This window comes from Streptosporangium sp. G12, assembly GCF_052983175.1.
This window is the reverse complement of record NZ_JBRIQO010000043.1, coordinates 32,927-57,906: the sequence shown is the minus strand read 5'-3', so window position 1 is coordinate 57,906 and position 24,980 is coordinate 32,927. Positions and strand designations below refer to the sequence as shown.

13 protein-coding genes and 1 pseudogene are annotated in these 24,980 nt (G+C 69.4%); 4 read left to right on the top strand and 10 right to left on the bottom strand.

Going from position 1 to position 24,980, the window contains the following annotated elements; all coding sequences use genetic code 11:
- The first annotated feature begins 24 nt into the window (after nucleotides 1–24).
- Nucleotides 25–2,361: a family 43 glycosylhydrolase gene (locus ACVCAG_RS42235; RefSeq protein WP_447191487.1), complete on the top strand. Its 2,337-nt coding sequence runs from the start codon at nucleotides 25–27 to the stop codon at nucleotides 2,359–2,361.
- Nucleotides 2,362–2,808: 447 nt separating this feature from the next.
- Here the strand turns inward: ACVCAG_RS42235 and ACVCAG_RS42230 are convergent, their stop codons facing one another.
- The 8 genes from ACVCAG_RS42230 to ACVCAG_RS42195 form a co-directional block, all read right to left on the bottom strand.
- A complete protein-coding gene (locus ACVCAG_RS42230) occupies nucleotides 2,809–5,061 on the bottom strand; it encodes a beta-galactosidase (protein ID WP_447191486.1) in 2,253 nt (750 codons plus the stop codon).
- Between the two features lie 320 nt (nucleotides 5,062–5,381).
- Complete coding sequence (locus tag ACVCAG_RS42225; RefSeq protein ID WP_447191485.1) at nucleotides 5,382–6,902, bottom strand: RICIN domain-containing protein; 1,521 nt, start codon at nucleotides 6,900–6,902, stop codon at nucleotides 5,382–5,384.
- Between the two features lie 93 nt (nucleotides 6,903–6,995).
- Nucleotides 6,996–8,309, bottom strand: a complete 1,314-nt coding sequence (locus ACVCAG_RS42220; protein WP_447191484.1) for an RICIN domain-containing protein — start codon at nucleotides 8,307–8,309, stop codon at nucleotides 6,996–6,998.
- Between the two features lie 144 nt (nucleotides 8,310–8,453).
- Entirely contained in the window at nucleotides 8,454–9,053 is a 600-nt protein-coding gene (locus ACVCAG_RS42215; RefSeq protein ID WP_447191483.1) for a CBM35 domain-containing protein, read from the bottom strand.
- 62 nt (nucleotides 9,054–9,115) lie between these two features.
- Complete coding sequence (locus ACVCAG_RS42210) at nucleotides 9,116–10,657, bottom strand: GDSL-type esterase/lipase family protein (RefSeq protein ID WP_447191482.1); 1,542 nt, start codon at nucleotides 10,655–10,657, stop codon at nucleotides 9,116–9,118.
- Between the two features lie 120 nt (nucleotides 10,658–10,777).
- On the bottom strand, nucleotides 10,778–13,018 hold the full coding sequence (locus tag ACVCAG_RS42205; RefSeq protein ID WP_447191481.1) for a rhamnogalacturonan lyase family protein: 2,241 nt from the start codon (nucleotides 13,016–13,018) through the stop codon (nucleotides 10,778–10,780).
- A 30-nt stretch (nucleotides 13,019–13,048) separates the two neighbouring features.
- Nucleotides 13,049–14,527: a discoidin domain-containing protein gene (locus tag ACVCAG_RS42200; protein ID WP_440088901.1), complete on the bottom strand. Its 1,479-nt coding sequence runs from the start codon at nucleotides 14,525–14,527 to the stop codon at nucleotides 13,049–13,051.
- A gap of 788 nt (nucleotides 14,528–15,315) precedes the next feature.
- The gene (locus tag ACVCAG_RS42195; protein WP_440088899.1) at nucleotides 15,316–15,465 is read right to left on the bottom strand and encodes a hypothetical protein; all 150 of its coding nucleotides are present in this window, start codon (nucleotides 15,463–15,465) and stop codon (nucleotides 15,316–15,318) included.
- Nucleotides 15,466–15,946: 481 nt separating this feature from the next.
- Between ACVCAG_RS42195 and ACVCAG_RS42190 the strand changes: the two genes are divergently transcribed.
- Both ACVCAG_RS42190 and ACVCAG_RS42185 read left to right on the top strand, forming a co-directional pair.
- Nucleotides 15,947–18,214: a rhamnogalacturonan lyase gene (locus ACVCAG_RS42190; protein WP_440088897.1), complete on the top strand. Its 2,268-nt coding sequence runs from the start codon at nucleotides 15,947–15,949 to the stop codon at nucleotides 18,212–18,214.
- 140 nt (nucleotides 18,215–18,354) lie between these two features.
- Nucleotides 18,355–20,724 carry a glycosyl hydrolase 53 family protein gene (locus ACVCAG_RS42185; protein ID WP_440088895.1) on the top strand — a complete coding sequence of 790 codons (2,370 nt, stop codon included), beginning with the start codon at nucleotides 18,355–18,357 and terminating at the stop codon, nucleotides 20,722–20,724.
- Nucleotides 20,725–20,940: 216 nt separating this feature from the next.
- On the opposite strand, the gene ACVCAG_RS42180 is transcribed toward ACVCAG_RS42185, so the two are convergent.
- Both ACVCAG_RS42180 and ACVCAG_RS42175 read right to left on the bottom strand, forming a co-directional pair.
- Nucleotides 20,941–21,093 carry a hypothetical protein gene (locus ACVCAG_RS42180; protein WP_440088894.1) on the bottom strand — a complete coding sequence of 51 codons (153 nt, stop codon included), beginning with the start codon at nucleotides 21,091–21,093 and terminating at the stop codon, nucleotides 20,941–20,943.
- Nucleotides 21,094–21,421: 328 nt separating this feature from the next.
- Complete coding sequence (locus tag ACVCAG_RS42175; RefSeq protein WP_440088893.1) at nucleotides 21,422–23,374, bottom strand: rhamnogalacturonan lyase family protein; 1,953 nt, start codon at nucleotides 23,372–23,374, stop codon at nucleotides 21,422–21,424.
- A gap of 992 nt (nucleotides 23,375–24,366) precedes the next feature.
- On the opposite strand from ACVCAG_RS42175, the pseudogene ACVCAG_RS42170 reads away from it, so the two are divergent.
- Nucleotides 24,367–24,522 (top strand): annotated as a pseudogene (locus tag ACVCAG_RS42170) (DapH/DapD/GlmU-related protein); the annotation flags it as partial.
- Nucleotides 24,523–24,980 lie beyond the last annotated feature (458 nt).

Genomic DNA, 24,980 nt, shown 5'->3' with positions numbered 1-24,980 from the left:
GAAAGGCACACCATGATGCGCACCGTGAGTAAGGCATTGAAACGGGGAGGGTTGGTCGTCGCGGCGCTGCTGTTCATATCGGCGGCACCCGGTGGTATCGCCGCGGCGGCCGAACCCCAGGCAGCCGCGGCTCCCTCCGGTCACATCTCCGGTCACTCCGCCGCGGACTACACCGCTGAGTCGTGGGCGTCCTTCTCCTCGGCCAGGAACGCGACGGCGGCGCTCACGCGAGGGGGAAGCGAGGACGCGACCGCACGCGCGAAGCTCCAGAGCGCCGCTGACGGCCTGGTGATGGTTCGCGGCCTCAAAAGGCTGGTCGCGGACTACCGGACCCGCTCCGCGAGCAGGTACACCGGCGCCTCCTGGGCACCCTTCGCCAGGGCGTTGACCACCGCGACCGGTGTCGTCGCCGATGCCTCGGCGACCGCCTCGGAGGTCGCCGCCGCGAAGACGGCGCTGGTGACCGCCGCCGGTGATCTGGAGGCCGCCGACGAGGGGACGTTCCAGACCATCACCAACGACACCTTCTGGAACGACACCAGCGGCAACCCCATCTACTCCCAAGGCGGGGGCGTCTTCAAGTTCGGCGACACCTACTACTGGTACGGCGTGCACTACACGGGCGCCGAGCTCTATCGGGCCAATCCCACGAGGAAGTACGACGGCGACGTCTCGTTCGTGTCGATCCCGGTGTACTCGTCGAAGGACCTGGTGAACTGGAAGTTCGAGAACCGCGTCGCCACCCGCTCCACGGGTCTCGGCGGCGGGGCCAACCTCGGCCAGGCGGGCTGGGTGGGACGTCTTGGCGTCTCCTACAACGAGAACACCGGCAAGTACGTGCTCCTCGTGCAGGCGTACCTCCCGTCGATGGGCGGTAACGGGGTTCTGATCCTCCGGGGTGACTCGCCCACCGACACCTTCGACTACGCCCACTTCCAGATCCAGATCGTCAACTCTCCCACGACGGGCACCGGAGACCAGACCGTCTTCACCGACGACGACGGCAAGGACTACCTGATCTTCTCCAACCGGGAGGGACGCTCCCGCGCCTTCGTCTCCAAGCTGAGGGAGTCCGACTCGCTGCGGATCGAGCCCGGGGTGCAGATCGGCCAGAACTCCGCCGGGCGCGAGGGCAACGCCATGTTCAAGCTCGACGGCAAGTACTACCACGCCGCGTCGGACCTGCACGGCTGGAACACCTCGGTCACCCACGTCCTGGAGTCGACCACCGGCAACATCCAGGGCGCCTACACCGGCGAGTACACGCTCGCGGGCACCGAGATGGACTACAGCCACGTGACCCAGACCGGGTTCTTCGTCACCGTCAAGGGAACCAAGCAGAACACGGTGATCTTTGCCGGTGACCGCTGGGCCGACTTCGCCTGGAACGGCATCGGCTACAACCAGTGGATGCCGGTGACCAGGACCGGCGCCCGGCCGCAGTTCCACTCCGTGAGCCAGTGGCAGTTCAACGCCACGACCGGAGAGTGGCGTGTCGGGCCCGCGAACAACTACATTCTCAACCCCGCCTTCCAGGCCGACCGCATCATCGTCCCCCAGGTGCAGGGATGGACGAACTTCCGCGAGTCCGGGCCGAGCTCGATCGTGACCAACGCCAACGGCGGTGCCAACGGATCTCGCTTCGCGCTGCAGATCGGGGCCTCGCAGGCCTACGCCGGTGGCGTGCGGCAGCAGATCACCGTACCGGCGGGCACCTACGGGCTGTCGCTGTTCGCCAGGACCACCGGTTCGCTCAGCGCCGCGCAGGTGACGGTCACCGACGCCGGCGGTAACTCGCGCACGCTCAACGTCCCGGCCTCAAGCGGCTGGACCCGTCGTGAACTCGCCGGCATCCAGCTGGCGGCCGGTACCGCCACCGTCACCGTCCGAGCGGCGAGCGGCAACGGATACCTTTTCGTCGACGACCTCGCACTCGTCAGGACCTCCGGTGGCACGCCGCCGGGACAGCGGTACGAGGTGGAGACCGCGCCGGCGGTGTGCCAGGGCACGATCGACTCCAACCAGGCGGGCTTCTCCGGCAGCGGGTTCTGCAACGGCAACGCCGCCGTGGGCGCTTACGCCCAGTTCACGGTGAACGCCTCGGCGGCCGGCACGGCGACACTCGGGATCCGGTTCGCCAACGGCGCCAGTAGCGGCAGCGCACGGCCGGCGAACCTGATCGTCAACGGATCCACGGTGGGGACGGTCTCGTTCGGATCCACCGGGACGTGGACGGCCTGGTCCACCGAGGCTCTGACCGTCTCCCTGAACGCCGGCGGCAACACCGTCCGGCTGGACCCGACCACGGCGGCCGGACTGCCCAACATCGACCACCTCGACGTCAACGCCGCGGCCGGTTAGCCACAGCCGGCCGCCGCGGGTCACGACGCTGGTGAGAGCCGGTGGGGTCTGGAGGAGGGGGCGGGTCTTTCCGCGGCAGGATGAGAAGTGCGACCACTTCTCCGCCGACCGGAAAAACCCGTCCGCGCTCCACCGTGACGTCCCGCCGGCCGTCGAAGGCCGTCACCGTCTCGCCGAGCGTCGGCGTGATGCCGGTGAGGTGCGGCAGGCGTGCGGAACCCGGCCGCGATCCCGGTAGGTCGCCCGGCGCCAGACGGGATCCGGCCTGGCCGTGGCGGTGGTAGGTCACGGTGGTTCGCCCGGCGACGCGCCGGTGGCGCATCAGCAGGCCGGTGGGCACATCCGCCGTGTCCGTTCCTCCGGTGGGTATGAGCGGGATATCCGGCAGTGGTGCCCGTACCGTCCGCAGGAAGGCCCGCCCGCCTCACGCGCGGGCGAGAATGCTCATCATGCCTGCGCCGCGGTGAGGACGGTGCGTGTCACCGGGACCAGCGTGGCCGAGCGTAGTTCCACCAGCCCGCCGGGGCCGACATTCCGGCGGACCTCGGGGGAGAGGTAGACGGGTGCGTCCGGCCCCAGCGGCAACAGCCGCAGTTCCAGTCCGTGCTGGACGACCTCGTCGCGGAAGCGGCGCAGGCCGATCTCCCACACGGGGCCGTACCAGAACTGGTCGGCCACGAGCCGTCCGTCGACATAGGCGCGGCCGACGTCGCCGGTCCAGTCCAGGCGCAGGAGCAGTTCCTCGTCGCCGTCGAACGCCTCCTCGGGGACGGTGAGGTGATGCACGGCGGCGTTGTCGAAGTCCGCGTCCACCGGCGCGGACGCGCGCCCGGCCGCCTCGTCGATCACCGGTGCCCGCGGCGGGCCGGCCTTGGCGAGGTGGGTGACCTCGGCCGGGGCCGGCGGGCGGGTCCTGCCCGTTCCCAGGGGAACGGGCAGGGGCGGGAAGACCCGGAGGGGGGCGTCACCGTACACGACCAGATGGTCTCCGTCGGGCACCACGGGACTGTCGCACACCACCAGCCGGTCCTGGCCCGCGACGTGCGCGCGGACCGCCGCCAGCGCCGTTTCCTCGTCGAGGATCAGGACGCGTGTGGTCGTCCCGTCCGGCGCGGCGACCCGCAGCAGGCAGTCGAGGCCGGGGACGAGAGCCGACAGGACGACGTCGTCACCGAGGCGGGCCGCCGTCGCGGGGCCGTCGACGGAGGTGACCGTCGCCGCGTCCAGTGCCAGCTCGACCGGCAGGCCCGCCGTCTGCGTCAGCACGAGCACCGGCTCCGGACCGTCCAGGACGCAGACCACCTGTGCGCTGGCCCAGCGCAGCAGCGTGCCGCCGAGGGGCCGGTTCAGCGGCCACGCGAAGTAGCCGCCGGAGGGAATCGACACCGGCCGCGACGGCACGAGCAGTTCCCGTCCGCCGATCGTGATCGCGAACCGGACGTCATCGTGTGCGGGCAACGTCTCGACCGGCTGGTGGTTGTTGACGAACAGGAAACCGGATTCCCCGTCGGAGCGCACCGCCCAGCGCAGTGACGCGCGGTCAGCGGTGTCGGACGGCGCGTCATCCGGCATGACCAGGCTCATCGTCGCCAGAGCGGCCCCGTCGGTAGCCAGCCACAGGTGCTGCAGGCGCAGGTGCCGGTAGGAGTCGCGAAACTGGCCGTACTCGCCGAGGGGGGCCTGGAAGTCGTAGTTCACCACCGGGCAGTCGTTGGGATAGCCCGTGGCGTGCGACTCCTGCAGCGTCGACAGCTCACCGATCTTCTGCGAGGCGCCGTGGTAGAGGTAGTAGCCCTGCCACGAGGAACCGCTGCCCAGCTTCACCATGGCGAGCGCCGCCAGATCACGGGCCGCGACGATCGCGCGCCGGTGGTAGGAGGTGTACATGCCGCCGCCCAGCTCACAGGTGGCGAACGGGTAGTCGGCCAGGTGTTCCTCCCCGCCGGACGCCGAAGCGGGCCGGCCCGTGGCTTCTCCGGGAGCGGTGCCCGTCTCACGCAGGTCGGCCCCGATGGAGTCGTCGTCCCGGCCGGGCCCGAAGAAGTAGTGCGCCCGGCTCTGGGCGGGCCATCCGTCGTGCGCGGTGTCCCACGCCGCCTCCGAGTAGCCGCCGAAGACGGGCAGCACCTCACCGGGCGGCAGCTGGGCGTGCCCCCATCCGGTCGCCGTCCACAAGGGAGCGTCGATGCCGCACTCCCGGGCGAGCCGCTTGATCGTCAGGAGATGACCGGGCTGGTCGTACAGCTCGTTCTCCACCTGGACCGCGACGATCGGCCCGCCGCCGGCGCGGGTGAGCCCCCGAAGCTGAGCACCGATCTGCTCGAACCAAGGACGGACCAAGGCGAGATAACGGGGGTCGTCGGTACGCGGCTCGCAGTCGGCCGCCATCAACCAGTCGGGAAAGCCGCCGTAACGGGACTCACCGTGCCCCCAAGGCCCGATGCGCACCACCACGTCGAGCCCCACCTCCGAGCACAGCTGGAGGAACCGGCGCAGATCGTGGTCGCCGCTCCAGAGATAACGGCCACGCACCTCCTCGTGGATGTTCCAGAAGACGTACGCGGCGACGACGCCCACCCCGCCGGCCCGCATCTTCAGCAACTCCTCCCGCCACTCGGCGGCGGGGTAGCGGCTGAAGTGGTACTCGCCCATGATGGGGAACCAGGGCGCCCCGCCCCTGCTCAGGTGACGAGAGTTCACCGTGATGGCATCCGGCCGGCCAGGCTCGTCGCCCATCGCCAGATGTCCCGTACGAGGTGGCCCGAAGTGTTCCGGAACGCTGAGTCGCAGCACCGCCTCTATCCTCTTCCTGTCCGAGAGCGTGGAAACAGTACTACCCCTTCGTTCACACGACCATGACCAGCGAGTCGGCCGGCAAGCACGCCGAGGTTCTGCCGGCTGTACGGCGAAAAAAGGCAAAGCCGCAGAACTGGCAAGGCGCGACCTCGACCGGTGATCACACGGGTGGGCCGCCGGCCGCTCGGCGTGTCGAGCGGCCGGCGGCTCCACCACAGGGCGGCTCAGCCCCAGTGCTGCAGCAGCCGGTCGTACTCGGCCTGGGTGATCGGCAGGACGGTACCGTGGCGCGGCCGGCCGGGCATGGTGTAGCCGGAGACGGGCGACCACTGCCGGGTGTTCAGGTCGGTGGTCGTGAACGGTACGTAACCCCTGCCTCCGTACTCGTCGATGAACATGTACCAGCGCTCTTCGGTGTTCGACTTGAAGACCAGCGGACCCTCGCCCTGGTTGATCGCGTTGTTCCCGATGCAGTCCGCGACGAACGAGTAGTCGCGGTTGAGCACGGTCGTCGACTTCTCCGCGAGGATGAACTTGCCGCACGCGGTCTGCGACGCGCTCCGCTCGTCCTTCGTGAAGCGGTGGTAGGTGCCGTTGTGCTTGACGAGCGTCGAGTCGATCGTCGAGTAGCCCTTGTCGACCCAGACCTGCGGGGCGCTGAAGGTCCGGAAGTCGGATGTCGTGGCGTACATCATCCGGTTGTAGGTGGTGCCGGTGTGGTTCGGGTCGCCGGCGGAGTACAGCTTCGACGCCCAGAACACGACGTACTGGCCGAGTGTCTCGTCGTAGTACGCCTCCGGGGCCCACGTGTTGCCGGCCGTGTCCGGCGAGACGCGGACCAGGCGCGGCGCGCTCCAGTTCACCAGGTCGGTCGACTCCCAGACCACGATGGACTTGCTGCCCGTCCGCTGGGCCTGGTCCCAGTTGCCGTTACCGTAGATCCGCAGGTCGGTGGCGATCTGGTAGAACCTGTCGCCCTGCGGTGAACGGATGATGAACGGGTCGCGCACGCCGCGGGTCCCCACGGCCGAGGTCAGCACGGGCTGTCCGCCGTTGAGCTGGCGCCACCGGGTCGGATCGTTGCCCTGGCTGAGCGCGAAGTAGACCTGCTCGCCGGCGGAGGTGCCCTCGCCGGTGAAGTGGCTGAACAGGTAGCCGGCGTACTTCGGGGCCGGTGCCGTGCCGACCCGGACCAGTTGCCACTGCTGGTTGGCGGCGCCCGTGTCGGTGTACTGGGAGATCCGCGCACCGTCGGCGGTGGACTGCTCCCAGACGTCGAGGGCCTTGCCGCTGTTGCGGTTGACGAGCTTGACGTATCCGCTGTCGGTGTCCACGACCCGGAACTGCTGGTTGGTGCCGCCGTTGTCGGCCCACTGGACGACGTTCGCGCCGTTCGCCGTGGACGCCGAGGAGATGTCCACCACCTTGCCGCTGTGCCGGGCACGGAGCTTGTAGTAGCCGCCGCCGGCGTCGGCGAACTGGAACTGCTGGCCCGCCTGGTCGGCGCGGGTCCGTTGCTGGACGGCGGCGCCGTCGGCGGTCGACTGGCCGGCGATCTCGACCGCCTTGCCGCTGTGCCGCGAGACGATCTGGTAGTACGCCAACGGGTCGATCACGGCCGCGTTCGCCGACGGTCCCGTGACCAGTGCGGCGGCGCTCGCGATCAGCGCGCCGACGAGGACGAATATGGTGCGACGTCTGTACGGGCGTCGCGGTGAGGTCCGATTGTGGAAGGGCTGTGTCATCGAAGCCGTCCAGGGTGGTTGTGAAGGGGTGTTCGCGTCATGCCGGGGCACCGCCCGCCCTGTTGCCCGAGCGGTGACCCGGCAGGTCTCGTGTCAGACGCGGCGCCGGGTGAAGCGCTGGTTGGGGCTGCCGTTGTAGGTCCACTGGGAGATGCGGGCGCCGTCGGAGGTGGATTGTTCCCAGACGTCCATGGCCAGGCCGGACTCCCGGTTGACGAGGCTGATCACCTCACCGCCGTGGTCGACCACGCGCCACTGCTGGCCGATGGCGCCGGTGTCGGCCCGTTGGACGACGTCCGCGCCGGTCGCGGTGCCCGTGGGCTGGAGGAACAGGCCGCTGTGCCGGGCCTTGAGGCGGACGTGACCGTCGCCGGAGTCCACGAACTCGAACTGCTGGTTGGGGCGATTGCCGGTGGCCCACTGGATGAGCCGTGCGCCGGCGACGGTGGAGGCCCCGTCGACGTCGGCGGCCTTGCCGCTGTGCTGGGCCACCAGGGTGTAGGCGGCCGGGCCGCCGGGCGAGTCACCCAGTTGGGCCTCCCACCTGGTGTTGGACCCGGCCGCGTCGGCCGGGAGGCGGTCGCGTGCGGCGGTGTCGCCGTACATGGTCCAGCGGGCCCAGTCGACGACGGTGTTCGGGAAGCGGTTGTCGCTCCAGAAGCTGGTGTGGCTGCCGCCGACGAAGGTGAGGAACGCCTTGGGCCAGGTCATCTCCGTGTACGCCTGCCGGGCCGAGGCGTACTGCGTGGTCGAGTCCCGGTCGCCGTGGACGAACAGGACCTTGGCGGAGACCGAGGCGGCGGGGTTGCCCATGTCCTCGCAGGACTGCGGGTTGGCGGAGACGATCCGGCTGTCGGGCCAGGAGGTCAGCAGGCCATGGGTGATCATGCCGCCCAGGGAGTGGCCCGAGACTCCGACGCCGATGCCGATGTCGATGTGCCCGGCCAGCGGTCCGCTCGCGTTGAGGGCGAGGGTCTGGGTGAGGACCTGCGAGACGTCCTTGGAGGTCTCGCCGTTCCTGACGTCGGTGAAGTTGTGGTTGAAATGCGGGGCGGGGACGATGAAGCCCGCCGCGGCCAGGGCCCGGATGATGAACAGGGAGTTCTGCGGGCTGCTCTGGAAGCCGTGGGTGAAGTTGTAGACGGGGAAGACACCGTTGGCGACCGAGGCGTTCGTCACCGGGTTGCCGCCGGGGGTGCCGGTGGCGGGGTAGTAGACGTAGGTGGTGCACGGGCGGCTGCCACGGGTCCAGTCATACCGGCGCACGCCGACCGCGAACGGCGTGGTCGGTGCCGGGTCCAGCGACCCGACGCCGGCGAGCGCCTGCCCCGCGCCGAGCAGGGACAGGCCGAGGCCCGCCGCTCCGGCCGCGCTCGCGCTGAGAAATGTCCGTCGTTGCATGGTCATGGATGACTCCTTGGATGCGGGGATGACTGTGGTGGTCGTGGTCCGCGTCGGCGCTCTTGGAGATGTCCAGTGGATCGCCTTGGGCGACCGTGACAACTGAGATCTCCGACGAATTTCATCGGGACTCCCGGGGCGGGCCGAGTGTCACCTCAGGTACGCCGAGAGGGCGAGTTGCTGGTCGCGTACCGCCGTGGTGACCAGGCCCGCGATCTGGCGGGCGCCCGCCGCCTCGAAGTGGGTGTGGTCGTCGGCGAAGAACGCGCCGACGGGGCCGGAGGAGTAGTCGCCGTTGAAGGGGCAGAAGCGCAGGGTGTTGTAGAGGGTGTAGCTCAGTTTGTGGAGGTCGATGACCGGGACGCCGGTGGCCCGGCCGACGTCGAAGGTCTCGGTCAGGAATCCGCGGGTGGGGTCGAACGCGCTGCCGGTGTGCGCGACCGTGCCGTTGACCAGCACGTCGGCGGGACGGTTGGAGGTCCCGCCGTTGGCGTAGCGGATGTTGATGGTGGCCGTGCCGGCGGCGGGCGCGGTCACGGTGAACTGCGCCGCCGCGCCCGCCGCGTTGTCGGCGTTGCAGAATCCGCTGCCGGAGAACCCGGCGTGGTTGGACTCGATGAGACCGGCGCACGTGGCCGGCGCGCTCTCCGCCTCGTAGCGGGTCGCCGCGGAGGCTTCCGCGGCGATGGCGACACCGGTGGTGGCCACCGTCAGCGCGACGGCGACGGACAGCCTTCTTCGTAAGGACATCGGGAACTCCAGCAGGTGGGTGGGGCCGGGTCATCGCGGGTACGGCAGCGGCGGCAGGCGGGTCAGCCGGGTGCGCATCCGGCGCCGTTTTCCGCGCCGGAGAAGTCCACGGGCGCGGAGGCATCCGGGGCAGGAGCCGGGTTGCAGGTGTAGGACGCGCTGCTCGACGTGGACGTGGACGCGCCGCTCGGTGCGAGGTGGGCGGCCACGATCGGTGCCAGCCTCGCCGCGATCGCGCGGTGCCCGATGTCGTTGGGGTGGACGGCGTCGGTCAGGCCGTCCGCGGGCACCCAGCCGCCGGTGTCGACGAAGAAGACGTTGTGGTCCCCGGCGTCGTTGACGGTCTGCACCGCGGCCTGGGTCTGCGGCACGAACCGTCCGCGGAAGGTCTCCAGGGCCAGGATCGCGGCCTCCGGGTACCTGGCGCGGATCGTGCGCAGCAGCTCGGTGTAGGAGGTCTGGAACTGGGTGGTGGACACTCCGTGACCGGTGTCGTTGGTGCCCAGGTTGATCACGACCACGTCCGCCTGGTAACGCGTGAAGTCATGGTCGACCGCCCCGTCGGCGGCGCTCACCTTCACGAACCGCCGGTCCAGGCCGACACAGCCGTCGGTGGCGCTCACCAGGCAGGCGCCGCCCTGGGCGACCTGCATGTGATCCAGGCCGAGCTGCTCGCCGACCAGCCATCCGTAGGCGGTGAGCGCGTTCTTCGAGGTGGTGGTGCCGACCGTGATGGAGTCCCCGACGAACTCCACCATGCCGCGGGACGGCTCGGCGGGCAGTGTCCGCGCGCCCGGGTCGAGCACCAGCCCCTGGAACACCGCGTCGCCGTGGTAGGAGCCGGCCACCACCCGGTAGGACACGCGCAGGCTGTGGGTGCCCGCCGCCAGCGGTGCCGGGGTGAGGTTGACGGTGCCTCGCACGTTCTGCAGGTAGACGTCGGGGCCGCCGTCGATGCTGTAGTAGAGGTCGATGGCGTTGCGCTGCCTCAGTTTGACGGTGGTGCCGGTGAACTTCGTGGTGAGATAGGCGCCGGCCCAGCCGGGGACGTAGGCGCCGCTGTCGCGGGTGTCCCAGCGGCCGACGAAACGGATGTTCGAGTCGGTGGGCGAGCCGTCCCCGCCGCCCGTCGTGACCTCGACGTAGTCGATGTTCCCGAGTCCGCCGGCGGTGGTCGCGGCGAGCCGTACGGTGGTGGTTCCCGCGTTCAGTTGCACGGGCAGGCTCCTGGTCGCCCAGGTGGTCCACGCGCCGGTGCCCTCGAAGGCGAGCCCGGACCGCACCGTCGTCCCGTTGACGCCGATGTCCGCCGGACGGTTCGTCGTGGTGCCGTTGGCGTAGTGGATGACCAGGGTGGCGGTGCCCGCGGCCGGTGCGCTCACGGTGAGCTGCGCGGAGCTGCCGACCGCGTTGGTGGTGTCGCAGAAACCGCCACCGGAGTAGCCGGAGTGGTCGGAGGCTATGACACCGCCGCACACGGCGGGTGCCGACTCTGCCTCATACCGGGTCGTCGCGGCGTGCGCGCCTGTCGCGAACGCCATGGGAGCACCGGCCAGTGCCATCGTCATCGCCGCGAGTAACGAGATCTTCGGTAGCCATTTCATCGAGGCTCCTGGGGAGCGAGGGGAGGCTGGGGGGCGACTCGCCATCGGCCCGGGTCACGGCCCGGCGGCCCGGCGGCCCGGCGGCCCGGTGGGTGCCGGGCCGCCGGAGCGCCGGATGTTTCAGCGGAGGTAGATGTTGGGCTGCGGCGGGGTGCTCATGCCGTCACCGAGGAAGAAGCTGGGGTGCGGCGGCTGGTTGTAGGCGGTGTTCTGCCAGGCGACGGCGACGCGGTACTGGGCGTCGTGCATCAGCGTGTAGATCCGCCGGTCGGTCTGGACGGGTGTGGCGTAGATGCGCAGCGCGGCGTTGTCGTCACGGGGCAGGATGATCTCTTCACGCCAGTCGCCGAACAGGTCGCCGGACAGGGACGGGGTGGATTTGGTGCCGTTGACCGAGTGCGCTCCGGAGGCGGTGAGCAGGCGGGTGTCGCCGCCGGTGCCGTACTTGTCGACATGGTTGCCGTCCAGCAGCTCCCGCACCGGGTCGCCGTCCCACCAGGCCAGGAAGTTGTAGCTGCTGGGGTTACGCCCGACATTGCCGCCGGAGGCGTTGAAGAGATTGCCCAGGCCGGTGCCGGTTCCCCAGAACTCTCCGCCGGCGTTACCAGCGTGAATGTCGGCGGCCACACCGCGGGCCGGGCCCTCGCAGTTGCAGGTGTTGTTCTTCTGCATGATGACCGAGCCGTTGCCGGCGTCGCGCAGCGTGGCGGCGGCGCCGGAGCTCTGCTCGTGGATCATCCAGATCTCCTTGCCGGCACGGCCGGGCACGAAGTCTCCGACGTGCAGGGCGTCGCCGTGGGCGTAGAAGCCGGTGGTGTAGCGGCCGGTGCCGTTGGCGTTGATGGTCATGCCGCCGTAGATGATCTCGTCGGTGCCGTTGCCGTCGACGTCGGCGATGGACAGCGAGTGCGCGCCGCGGCCCGTCCACTGGCTGCCGGCGCTGCCGGAGTCGAACTTCCAGCGCCGGGTCAGCTGGCCGTCGCGGAAGTCCCAGGCCGCGATCGTGCTCTTGGCGTAGTAGCCGCGGCCCATGATGATGCTCGGCCGCTGGCCGTCCAGGTAGGCCGTGCCGGCCAGGAACCGGTCGCCGCGGTTGCCGTAGTTGTCCCCCCAGTCGTTGATGTTGCCGCGGGCCGGATCGAAGTTCACCGTGGACATGGCCGCGCCGGTCAGCCCGTTGAACACGGTCAGGTACTCGGGGCCGGTGAGGATGTAGCCGTCGGAGTTGCGGTGCAGGGCGCCGGCGTTGCCGATCACCTGCCCGGTGCCGGACACGGTGCCGTCGCCGGTCTTGACCGCCAGCTCGGCCCGGCCGTCTCCGTCGTAGTCGTAGACCTGGAACTGCGTGTAGTGCGCGCCCGCCCGGATGTTACGGCCCAGGTCGACGCGCCACAGCCGCTGGCCGTTGAGCCGGTAGGCGTCGATGTAGACGTTGCTGGTGACCCCGGACTGGGAGTTGTCCTTCTGGTCGCTCGGATCCCACTTGAGGAAGATCTCGTACTGTCCGTCGCCGTCCACGTCACCGACGCTCGCGTCCCCGGCGGTGTAGTTGCTTCCCGGCCTGGAGATCGGCACGTCCAGGTAGTTGCCGCCGGCGAAGCGCAGCGAGGGCTCGGACGCCGCCTGCTCCACCCCGTTCACCACCGCGCGGATGGTGTAGGAGGCGTCGGCCGGGGCGCCGCTGTCCAAATGGTTGGTGGCGCCGGTGAGAGGTGAGGAGTTCAGCTTGGTCGAGCCGCGGTAGAGGTTGAACCCGGTGCTCATGCTCTCGGTGCCGAGCAGCCGCCACGAGACCAGGTTGCCGCTTCCCGAGCGCACGCTGATCAGGCCGCGGTTGAGGTCCTCCATCTGGCGGCCGGTCGGGTTCGGGTTCGGACCGCCCTGGTCGGTCTCCAGGTAGTCGATGTTGGCCAGGCCGCCGGCGGTGGTGGGGTTCAGCCGGATGGTGTTGTCGCCGGCGTTCAGCGACACGGTCAGTGTCTTGGTGATCCAGGTGGTCCAGGCGCCGGTGGGGTCGAACGCGCTGCCGGTGTGCGCGACCGTGCCGTTGACCAGCACGTCGGCGGGACGGTTGGAGGTCCCGCCGTTGGCGTAGCGGATGTTGATGGTGGCCGTGCCGGCGGCGGGCGCGGTCACGGTGAACTGCGCCGCCGCGCCCGCCGCGTTGTCGGCGTTGCAGAATCCGCTGCCGGAGAACCCGGCGTGGTTGGACTCGATGAGACCGGCGCACGTGGCCGGCGCGCTCTCCGCCTCGTAGCGGGTCGCCGCGGAGGCTTCCGCGGCGATGGCGACACCGGTGGTGGCCACCGTCAGCGCGACGCCGGCGGACAGCAGTGCGGTGCGTGGTCTGCGTAAGGACATGAAAACTCCAACGGGTGGGTGGGGGGTGGGTTATCGCAGGTAAGGAAACGACGACAGGTTCAGCTCGCGCATGCGCTGCACGACGAGCTTGGCCATCTCGTTCGCTCCGTTCGAGGAGAAGTGCGTGTTGTCGTTCAGCTCCGGCAGGTAGAGCGCGGCCGAGCCGTTTGGGCCGAGCCCTTCCACCAGCGCCTCGCTCGCGGCGGTCAGGTCGATCAGCGGCGCGTTCTGCGTCGCCGCCACCTGCCGCATCGTGGCCGGGAGGTTCACGCCCACGCCGTTGACGTGCAGCGCCGTCGAGTTAAGCGTGCCGTCGGCCGAGAACAGCCGCCGCACCGGTGGCGTGACCAGCACCGGCGTTCCGCCTCGCGACCGCACCTGGGTTATCAGGCTGGTGAGGTTCGAGGCGAACGCCGAGGCGGTCGTCGACTTGTCGTTGTGCCCGAACTGGATCAGCACCGTGTCGCCGCTCCGGATCAGCGGCCTCATCGCGGGGAACAGCGCCGAGTTGGACAGGAAGCTGCCCGAGCTCTCGCCCGAGTCGCCGTAGTTGGCCACCGACAGGCCCAGCTTGAAGTACTGCGGGAGCTGCTGCCCCCACCCGGTGTACGGCGCGACCGGTTGGTCGCAGACGGTCGAGTCGCCCGCCAGATACAGCACGGGCCCGCTCGAAGGGGCCAGCCCGATCCCGTTCAACTTCGGGGCCGTCCCGGAGAAGACCAGGTCAAGACCAGACCTCCCGGTGCCGCCCTGTCCTGTCGGCTGGCCCTCGGGCTGGCGCACGTTCAGCGTGAACGAATACCGCGCGTACGAACCCGCCGCCGTCGGCACGGAGGGCAACACCGTACGCCGAGCCTCCGCCTGCACGCTTGTCACGCCCGGGGTGGCCGCATCGCCCAGGATCACGGTCACGTCGTAGTTGCCCGGCTGGACGTCGAAGTGGCAGATGATCGGCGAGGCGCCGGTGCACCTGGAGCGCAGTGCCGGATCCGGCTCCGGCCCCGGCGGGGGACCGGTGTCGGTGCCGAAGACCTTGAAGTCGGCGATGCTCGCCCACGTTGACGCGGCGAGGCCGGTCACCGTGATCCGCACATACCGGGCGGTCGCGGAGAAGGTGTCGCCCTGCACCTGGGCGGTGGACGTGCTCGCCGTCCGATCGGCCACCCGCGTCCAGGTCGAGCCGTCGGTGGAGACCGAGACGTGGTATCTGTAGGCGCGGGCGAACTCCCAGCGCACCTGCGTGCCGGTCAGTGTCGCCGCGCTTCCGAGGTCGACCTGCCACCAATGGCCGGTCCCGCCGTCGGCGGCGCACCAGCGGGTCGTGGTGTCACCGTCGTTGGCCAGAGACGCGCCACGCCCGGACTGGCTGGAGTCGGTGCTGGCGGCCTTGCCCAGCGCCAGATCCGTCACCGCCCCGGCCGGAGCCGCGAGTGGTACGGACAGCATGGTCGCCAGGAAGGCGAGGACGGTGAGAACGACGACTCTCGAAGAGCCCGGCGGGCCGAGCACGCGGCCATCCGACCGAGGAGAACCCATGTGATTCCGCGCTTTCTCGTGAGGCTTGCACTGGTACGGCGTCGTCTGCACGACGGACCATCGGCTTCTTACGGGCCGGCGTCCCGGGTGGCACGGGCCCTGGCCCTGCCGGGAGCAGGGTGCTCGGCGGGTACGGTGGCTCAGGCTTACGGTGTCCACTGAACATGAGGATCGATGTGGCCGGTCCTGTCGAAGGCGGCCATGTTGTCCGCTCGTCACCGCTGCTCGCGATAGACGTCGATCTGCGGTTGCCTGGGCCAGGCGGTCGGCTTGTACTACTTGCTGGGGTCGGCTCAGGCGCCGCAGTAGTGGAAGTCCACCATCTGCTTCAGCCCTTTGGCCTTGACCGTTCCGGCATGCTGCAGCACCTTGTCCTTATCCGCAGGCGGGCGTGGTCGATGCCGACCTCCTTGAGGATGTCCGGCGAATCTCACTGCACGTCACCGGCGTCGGAGTACTTCGCGCCCAGATCCAGCGCGCGCCGCAAGGAGCAGATGTCTGCGCCGAGAGTACGCTGAGCGATGCGGCGGCGTGGGCCGGTTGCCCGGCGGAGACGGTCACGGCGGCGCATGCCACCAAGATCCTTTTCATGGAGTCCTCCGATGGTCAGGGCGGAGATCAGAAACGGGGATCACAGCAGTTGCCGAAGCAGGCGGCGCGGCCGGTCGTGCATGGGGCCGGTGCCGCCGGCCAAGGCCGTCTGTGGACAGGCGTGACAGAAAGACCCGCTGGCGCTCGCGTCTTGGGGCTCGAGTGGGCGGTCAGTCCGCTTGAGCCGTCCTGGTGTCGTTGCGCCGGACGGCGGTGCCGACGGTCGCGATCAGGCGGAGGGTGTGTCGCCGCAGGTTCTGCGGCAGGGGTGACGGGGGATCGGGTGCGAAGCCGCAGGTCAGGGTAGGGGGTAAGGCCACGCGTTCTTCTCACAGGCTTGATGGGGCTCTGTGAACGTGCACAGTAACGCACAACTTGACGCCCGGAAAGTGCCCATTTGAAGTCCGAGCTGAAAGCCCAGCCGACGAGGATGTGATCGCCCCTGGTGGCGACAAGGCCTTTTTTTGCCCTGTGAGCGCTCCCAGAGCCCTTGGCACTCCCCGGCGGCGGCGTGAAGGTTTCATGCTTTCCCTTCATCACTGCCTGTGAAGGGTCGGGATCAACGGCGGCGCGGACGTCGAATGCTGCGGATGGTCTCGTTGTGAAGCCGTCCAGGTCGGGTGCGGTATGAGCCGCGGATGGAGCTCGACCGTGTCGCGAAGTACGGGGGCGACGAGGCGGAGAGGCCGGGGAGCGAACTCCGAATACCGGAGAGAGCGAAGTCTTGACTGCCGATGTTAACGCTCATAATCTCCAGCAGGTATATCGTTTTAACCGCTCCGACCCCCCAGGAGCTCCGTCATGCGCGCCGCCCGCTCAGCCTTCACGATCCTGGCCGCACTCGTGTGCGTCCTCACGGTCACCCCCGCCGCCGCTGATCCGCGCATCCGGATGGAGCGCCTCGACCGCGGTCTCGTCGCCACGACCACCCCGAACGGTATCTTCCTGAGCTGGCGTTTATTGGGTACTGAGGTGACCGGGACGGGCCGGAGCGGCATGCTCGGCGCCGACTTCCGCCTTTACCGGGACGGCCGCCCGATCGCCACGGTCACCGACAGCACCAACTACCGGGACGTCGCGGGCACGCCCGCCTCCAGGTACGCGGTCGCCCCGATCACAAGGGGCAGGGAGGGCAGAAAGAGTGCTGTCGTCCGGCCCTGGAGTGAATCGTTTTACGATGTGCCGCTTCGCAAGCCCGCCGACGGCGTGACCCCGGTGGGGGAGACGTACACCTACGCGGCCAACGACATGAGCGTCGGCGACGTGGACGGCGACGGCCGCTACGAGCTGGTGGTCAAGTGGGAGCCCTCCAACGCCAAGGACGTCTCCCAGCGTGGCTACACCGGCCCGACCTACCTCGACACCTACACGCTCGACGGCAGGCTGCTGTGGCGGCTGGACCTGGGCGTCAACATCAGGTCCGGCGCGCACTACACCCAGTTCCTGGTCTACGACTTCGACGGCGACGGCCGCTCGGAGGTGATGCTGAAGACCGCGCCGGGCACCAAGGTCATCCGCTACGACACCGCCGGGAATCCCCAGAAGGAGCGGTTCGTCACCATGCCGCGGCCCGGCTACTCGCACACCGACGACTACCGCCTGAGCGCCGCGGGCTACTTCGACCACCTCGTGGACATGTTCATGACGTGGCACGAGCACCCCGAGGTGGTCACCGGGCGCTGGCCCGCGACGCTGGAGCAGGCCTTCGGCATCACGCCGACGCATACCTACCCGCTCTCCCGCCAGGCGGCGACCGAGCTGGCCACCCACTTCGTCGACGTCTACGCGCCCTCGCGCAGCGGCAACAACCGCCTGCGGGAGTTCGCCGGCTTCGTCGTCAAGGGCCCCGAATACCTGTCGGTCTTCGACGGCGCCACCGGCAGGGAACTGCAGACCGTCGACTACAAGCCCGGCCGGGGAGACGACGGCCTGCTGTGGGGTGACTACGCGATGGCCCGCATCGAGCCGGGCAACCGCGTCGACCGTTTCCTGTCCTCGGTGGCCTACCTCGACGGCAAGCGCCCTTCAGCGGTCTTCGCCCGCGGCTACTACACCCGCACCACCCTGGTCGCCTACGACTGGAACGGCCGCACGCTCAAGGAGCGCTGGTTCGTCGACAGCGGCCACGCCCCGATGGCCAACCCCTTCAACGCCTCCCCACACGGCGTCGACGGCAGCAATCCCGCCTTCGCCACCCTGACCACCCAGGGGTTCCACTCGATGAGCGTCGCCGACGTCGACGCCGACGGCAGGCAGGAGATCGTGTACGGCGCGGCCACCATCGACGACGACGGCAGCCTGCTGTACTCCTCCTTCGACGTGGCCCCGCCGAACAGCAGCGTGCCCGGCCAGAACGTCCGGCTCGGCCACGGCGACGCCATGCACGTCGGCGACCTCGACCCCGACCGGCCCGGTCTGGAGATCTGGACCGTGCACGAGGGCGGGACGTGGGCGCCGTACGGCTGGGCCATGCGCGACGCCGCCACCGGCCGGGTCCTGTTCGGCGGCTACAGCGGCCGCGACACCGGCCGGGGCATGGTCGGCGACATCGACCCGGCCGTCCGCGGCATGGAAGCCTGGTCGGCGATGCCGCCCAACCAGGAGATCCAGGCCGGCCTGTGGTCCGCGCGCGGCGAGCACCTGGGCGTGATCACGCCCGGCACCAACCAGAGCATCCGCTGGGCAGCCGACATGACCACCCAGCTGGTCAACGGCACCGCCACCACGGTGCCGCAGACACCCACCGTCGACGACTTCAAGCGCGGCACGCTGCTGACAGCCACCGGCACCCTCGCCAACAACGGGACCAAGGGCAATCCGGGCCTGGTCGCCGACATCCTCGGCGACTGGCGCGAGGAACTGGTGATGCGCACCACCGACAGCACCGCCGCCCGCGTCCACCTCAGCACCGAGGTGACCGACCGCAAGCTCTACACCCTCATGCACGACCCGCAGTACCGGGTCGAGGTGGCCAGGCAGCAGACGGGCTACAACCAGCCCGCCTACCCCGGCTTCTACCTGGCCGCCGACCTCGACTGGGCCAAGGTCCCCGTACCCAGGATCCGATGATCCGCCGCTGAGACGCCGGGGACGTCCGAAAGCGGGACGCCCCGGCTTCGATGCCGTGCGGAGACCGCATCCGCCACACGCGGCCGCCCAGGACGCCGTGTTCACCGGTCACAAGCTCGGGCAGAGACGGGAAACAGGAAATGACGCGCAGGCATCCCCTTCGCACGATATTAGGCATCACCACCACAATCTCGCTGATCTGTGGCGCGGCGACATTGGGGCCGGCCCTCCCGGCCTCCGCGCTCCACGGCGATGCGCAGATCAAGCCGATCGAGAGCAATATCAGCGCCAAAGCATGGGCGAGCGTCAAGGCCGGCAGCGGGGCGTCCACCGTCGACCTGGCGATCGACCAGGACGAGCAGACCGCGTGGATCGCCGGGGGCACGCCTTCGCGCCAATGGCTGACTCTTGATCTCGGCGGGGCCTACGACAACGTGAGGAAGGTCAGGGTCGTCTTCCCGGACGCGGGAGCGGTCTACCAGTACGTGATCGAGTCGTCGGCGAACGGCGCCGACTGGCGCGTCATCGCCGACCATTCGGCCAACCACCGGCCAGGCCGCGGATCGGTCGACCTCTTCACCCAGTCGGCGACGAGATACGTACGGGTGAGGATCACGGGAGCGTCACCCGGCGCGACCGTGGGAATCAGTGAACTCGGCGTTTACAACTACCTGCGCGAGGAGCTGGTGCTCGGCTCCGACGCCTCCTGGGTCGACAACGACGTCGCCGAAGGGCGCAACTACTGGGTGAACCCCTTGGAGGCGGACCGGGGCGCGGGACCCCACCTGCTCGACGTGCTCAAGGATCGTGGCTTCGAATACACCCGGCTGCGCATCTTCAACGAACCTCGCAGCGAGGACACGGGCGGTCTGCTGGCCACGCCGTACCAGGGCCCGGAACGATCGGCGGGGGTGGCCAAGTGGGTCGCGGCACGGAACATGGGCTTGGGCGTCGACTTCCACTACGCGGACTCGTGGGCCGATCCGTCGAAGCAACCCAAGCCGCGGGCCTGGGCCCAGCTCGAGTTCGGCGATCTGACCAAAGCGGTGTACGACTACACCTACGCCTATATCGAGCGGCTGATCGAGCAGGGCACGACACCCGACAAGGTGGCCGTCGGCAACGAGATCGCAAACGGCTTCATGTTCGGCAGTGAGGCCGCGCTGGCCGGTGTGACCAGCCCGGCGTATTTCCGGGACCAGCCGGAGATCTACCAGTCGAAACCCGGTGGCGGCCTGCTCTGGAACTACTGGCGCTCCACCGACCCGGACCAGCGTCGGCTGTACGACGAGGCGTGGGACCGCTTCGCCACGCTCTCCGCGGCCGGCATCCGCGCGGTCCGGGATGTGTCGGCCGCCCACGGCAAGGACATCAAGGTCGAGACGCACGTCATCACCAGCGGCATCGAAGGCAAAACGCTCGAGTTCTGGAACCAGTACCTGACCCGGATCAAGGCCAAGGGCGCCGACACGGACGTCATCGCCCACTCGTACTACCCGCAGTGGCACGGGTCGCCGGAGTACTACGAGTCCATCGTCAACGCCGTGGCGGCAGCGCACCCCAAGTACAAGATCGAAGTTGCCGAGACGTCGTACCCCGCCTCGGGCGGGAACGGGACCCCGCTTCCCAACTCACCGTATCCGCGGACCATCCAGGGGCAGGCGGACGCCCTGCAGCGCGTGTTCCAGATCGTCAACGACATCCCGAACAACCGGGGACTGGGCGTGCTGGCGTGGGAACCGGCGAGATGGGAATCCCTGTTCCGCGCCGTTCCCGGAATGACGCGCACGTACGAGCCGAACGCGTCGATCGACGTCTTCAGTAAGAGTCACGCGTCGCACGTGGTGGAGGACACCGTGTACTCGGCCGTACGGGTCGGCGGCGAAATCGCCTTACCGGATTCGGTGCGGGTGCTGACCACGGCGGATGGTTCGACCACGCCGGCCCCGGTGGTGTGGGACGCGGTACCGGACGGCGGAACCGGCGCGGCCGGCCGGTTCGCGATCCGCGGTTCCACCACGTTCGGATCGGTGACGGCGGTGGTCGACGTGGTCGACGCGTACGTCGCCCTTAACTGCGACCGGACGATCACCGGCTGGCACTCCGGGCAGCTGACAGTGACCGGCGGCGTGACATGCCTGGACCGAGCGACGATCTCGGGCCCGGTGTCGGTGCGCGCCGGAGCCTCACTGCAGGTGAACGACGCGGTGATCAGAGGCCCGGTGAACGCGGAAGGCGCCGGTACCGTCGTGGTCTGCGACACCGAGGTCTTCGGCCCGGTGAGCGTGTCCGGGACATCGTCGGTGACGTTCGGCAACCCACGACTGGGTTGTGCCCGCAACACGATCATCGGCCGGCTGGCGGTGACCGGGACACAACGGTGGAACGTGATCGCCGGGAACGAGATCAACGGCCCGTTGTCGTGCAGCGACAACGCCGCACCGCCGGTGAACAACGGATTCACCAACGCCGTGACGGGCCCGAAGTCAGGACAGTGCAGCACGCTGTAGCGATCAAGGGCCACCGCGCCCTCATCGCCCACCGCCGAGCCCGCGCCCCGGCGAGGAATACCGGGCACCACCGACGAGGGACGGGAGGAGTTCCTCGGCCTCCCTGTTGACCGCACCTCATCTGGGTCGGCGACGGGGCATGCGCCTTGGTCTGTCGAGAGGGTGAGGCGTGGATCGAAGGCATGCGGCGCGGGACTGTGGAAAAACGGCTCCGGCTCACTTCCGGTGGTGACCAAGCCAGGCCCGGGTACGCAGGGTGTAGTCGGCGATCAGGGTCACCGCCAGCTCCTGGGCCGAGCCGCCCGACCGCCGCCGTGGTCCAGCGGCGACCTCGGGGAAGATCTCCTCGATATCGAACGGGCGTACCACGGTGCGCCCCCCGACGCGAATGGATGCAGGACGACACCGGCTGTACCGGGCAACGCGGCGGCACACCGGTCCGAGCAGTGTCGGGCCCCTCGCCTCCACGTCGCGAAGGCGGCGTCGATCGGGCGAGGGACCGCCACCGACGTTGTCCGTCGTCGACGGATCTCGTTGGCGAGCCAGGATCGGGGACTGTGGAAAAACGGTTCTGTTTCACTTTCGGCGGTGACTGAGCGTGGTCACAGGTGATGAGGACGCGCCTGAGACGAATCCGCCGGTCAGGCGAGCGCGGGCATCCGCCGCGATCGCGTCGGACCGGGCTGATCCGTCGGGGTCACTCGCCACGGGGCGGGCCGGCGTACCCGATGTTCGGCTGGGGCGGTGTGGTCATGCCCTGGCCCAGGAAGTAGTCGACGTTGCTGGACTGCAGGTAACCCTTGAGGGTCATGCCGTTGCGGTAGGCGGGGTTGTGCGCCAGCGTGTAGAGGCGCGTGTCGGTCGGCCGGTCGGTGGTGAAGATGACGAGCTCGTCGAACTCGGGGCTGGTCAGCACCACCTCCTCGCGCCAGTCTCCGAAGATGTCGCCGACCAGGTGCGGGTAGACCGCGCTGCCCGAAGCGGTGACGGCGCCGTACCGCGAGGTGGTCACCAGCCTGGGCAGCGCGGGGGGCGGGGCCGGGTTGGACGGGTCCCACTTCTCGATCCTGGCGTCACGCCGCTCGGGGAAGGGGTCGGAGTTGAACAGCTCCCTCAGCGGGTCACCGTCCCACCACACGCCCATGTGCGGCCAGGGCTGCTTGGTGGTGTCGGGTTCGACGAGCCGGTTGGTCGCGGTGTTGTAGAGGCCGGTGGGCTTGCCCTGTTCGTAGTTCACCTCGCCGTTGATGGACCAGACCTCCATGCCGGGGAAGCGGGGGTCGATGTCGGCGACCATGCCGCGGCCCGCGTCGGCGCCCGGGCTTCCGGCGGTGTGCTTCCAGATCATGGCGCCGGTGGCGGCGTCGTAGTAGTAATCGAGCAGCCCGCCGGGATGGTCCTGCTGGATGCCGTACCCCTCCAGCCCCGGCCTGGCGGGGTCGATGTCCGCGATGAACCATCGGTCACCGTGGATGATCCCCTGCGGGGCGAGGCTGTAGCGCAGGGTGCCGTCGCCGTTGAGCAGGAACCCGATCTCGCCGACCTCGTCGCGGCCGTCGCCGTCGACGTCCACGATGCGGGTGTTGTGCCCGTCGGGGAGATCCTGCCCGCCGCGCAGGAACTTCCACTGCCGGTTCAGCGAGCGGCCGTCGAATCTCCAGGCGCTGTACATGAGATTGAAGCCGCCGTTGCCGACGCGGTTCTTCATGTACGCCACGAGGCTGGGGGTACGGCCGTCCAGGTGGCCGACGCCGAAGCGGGCGTACATGGGGCCGTCGGCGAGGTAGTCGTCCGGAACGGGGGCGGTCGCCCTGGGGGCGCCGGTGCGGCCGTCGAGGACGGCGATGGACTGACGGACGTCGTCGGTCTCGGTGTGCTCGGTGCCGTCGCCGAAGGTGACGCCGTCGGCGACCCTGACGGCCACCTCGGCCCGGCCGTCACCGTCGAGGTCGTAGACCGTGACACCGTCGTTGTGGCCGACGTCGATGGTGGACGAGCCGCCCTCGATGTTGTTCTGGTCGGTGCTGTTGGGGCCCAGGTCCACCTCCCACAGCAGCGTGCCGTCGCCGCGGTAGGCCTCGAGCTTCTGCGGAGTGGTCTGGCGGTCCAGAACGTAGTCGTAGACGCCGTCACCGTCGAGATCGCCGGCCCAGACGAACTTGATCGGCCCGCCCTCGCGCAGCGGGACGCGCACCACCGGCTCGATCGCGTGGCCCGCCGACAAGGAGAACGGCCGGCTCGGCGGCTGCGGCCGGCGGTCGGCCACCGGCCGCACCCGGTAGCGGTTGGACCTGCTCAGGTCGGCGGTGGCGTCGACGTAGTTGGTGCCCTTGGTGAGGACCCCGCGGTTGAGCTTGCGGTAGGGCCCGCCGTCGGTGGACCGCTCGACGTCGAAGCCGACGCCCTTGGGGTCGAGTCCGAGCAGGCGCCAGCTGACCAGCACCTCCTTCTCGCCCGACCGTACGGCCACCACGCCGCGATCGAGCCGTTCCATGAGCCGCGGACCCACGCCGTGACCGGCGGTCTGGGCCTGTGCCGGTACCGGGGCGGACGCCGCCGGCACCGTCGCCGCGCCGACCGTCAGGCCGGTCAGGGCGCAGAGCGCCAGTGCCCTCAGGCGGCGCGTGCCGCCGCGTCGATTTCCTGTCATCATCGATTTCCTTCTCTGGTGATGGGAACGCGGGCGCGCCGCCCTTCGGTCACTTCGGCGGGGCTCCGTCCACGAGCGGGCCACACACCATCGCAACGGCCTCGTACGTGGCCTCGGCCGCGCGGGTCCGGCGTTCATGCCGGGCTGTCCTGCGGCACCGCCGCCGCGCTTGAGAGCAGATCCCGGCGGGACATCGCGGCCGTGGGCACTCCGTTCAGGGAGGCGTGACCCGTCGAAACGACTTATTGTTAAAGCGTTTACCAAGGACCGATGGCATCACGCCCCCAGATCCTCTGTCAAGAGGCGCCGCATCGGGGAAAGGGCGTCCGGCATTTATCGGAAGCCATGTCCAGCAGGTGATTCAGGCAGTGTGCCGAGATGGTCGAACCGGGTCGCACCCTGCGGCCGGTGGGCGTCCCCGCCCGACTCCCCTTGCGGGAAGGGGAGCGTCGGCATACGGTTTTAGCTCACGATATAGTAAACGTTTTCATCATTCCTACGAGACTGGAATCGCCCCACAGGGCCGGGCCGCAGGGGGCGCCACCCCAGAATGGATCATCGTGACCGAAACTCATCCCGAGGCCGACGCAACGTCGGCTCGTCGCCACTTCGGCTACTCACCCTGGTCCTTCTGGTCCGAGGCCGGTGCGGATGAGCATGCTCGGCAGCTCGACCTGCAGGGCCGGCTCATCGAGAACCATCCTGGCTCCGAGTTCGCCGAGTCGTGCTTCGTCTCCGAGCTCGCGGCGGTGCAGAACGACGTCCTGCGGCTCGGCTCGCGCAGCTACATCGCCGCGGGCGCGTACCTGACGGGATCGCTGCTGACCGGCCGGGACTGCACGATCAACCCTTACACCGTCGTCCGCGGTGACATCGAGCTCGGTGACGCGGTCCGGATCGGCGCGCACACCTCGCTGCTGGCGTTCAACCACACCGTGTCCGATCCCGATACCGAGGTGTTCCGGCAGCCGATCGGCTCCCGCGGCATCCGTGTCGGGAACGACGTCTGGATCGGGTCTCACGTGGTGGTCCTGGACGGGGCGACCGTGGGCGACCGCGCGGTGATCGGCGCCGGGGCCGTGGTCACCAAGGACGTGCCGGCCGGGGCGATCGTCGGGGGCAACCCGGCGAAGGTCCTGCGCTGGCGGGTGCCCGGCCTGCGGCCGTCCGCCGATGCCGCGGCCGTCGGCGACCTGGCCGCCGCGGTGGCCGCGTTCGCCGAGACCGCGCGCCGGCAGGCCGAGGAGGTCCTGACCCGCTGTTTCTCCGGTGGGATGTTCGCCGACAGGCCCGGTGCGCCCCACACGGTGCGAGCCCAATGCGACGCGGCCGAGATCGTCACCGGCCTGCAACGCCAGCCCTGGGCGGAGCACGCCTGGCACGCGGGACACTGGACGGACGTGCTGGGCACCGCGTTCCTGTTCAACCGCCGACTGGACGAGCCGGGACGGCCCGGCGCCCTGGAGGCCGTGTTCGGGTGGCTGCTCGCGCGCGCCGACCCCGGCACCGGGATGTGGGGATCACCTCGCCAGGCCGACGGGCTGCTGCAGATCGTGAACGGGTTCTACCGACTACCGCGCCGAAGAGGTGACGGCCCTGACCCGGA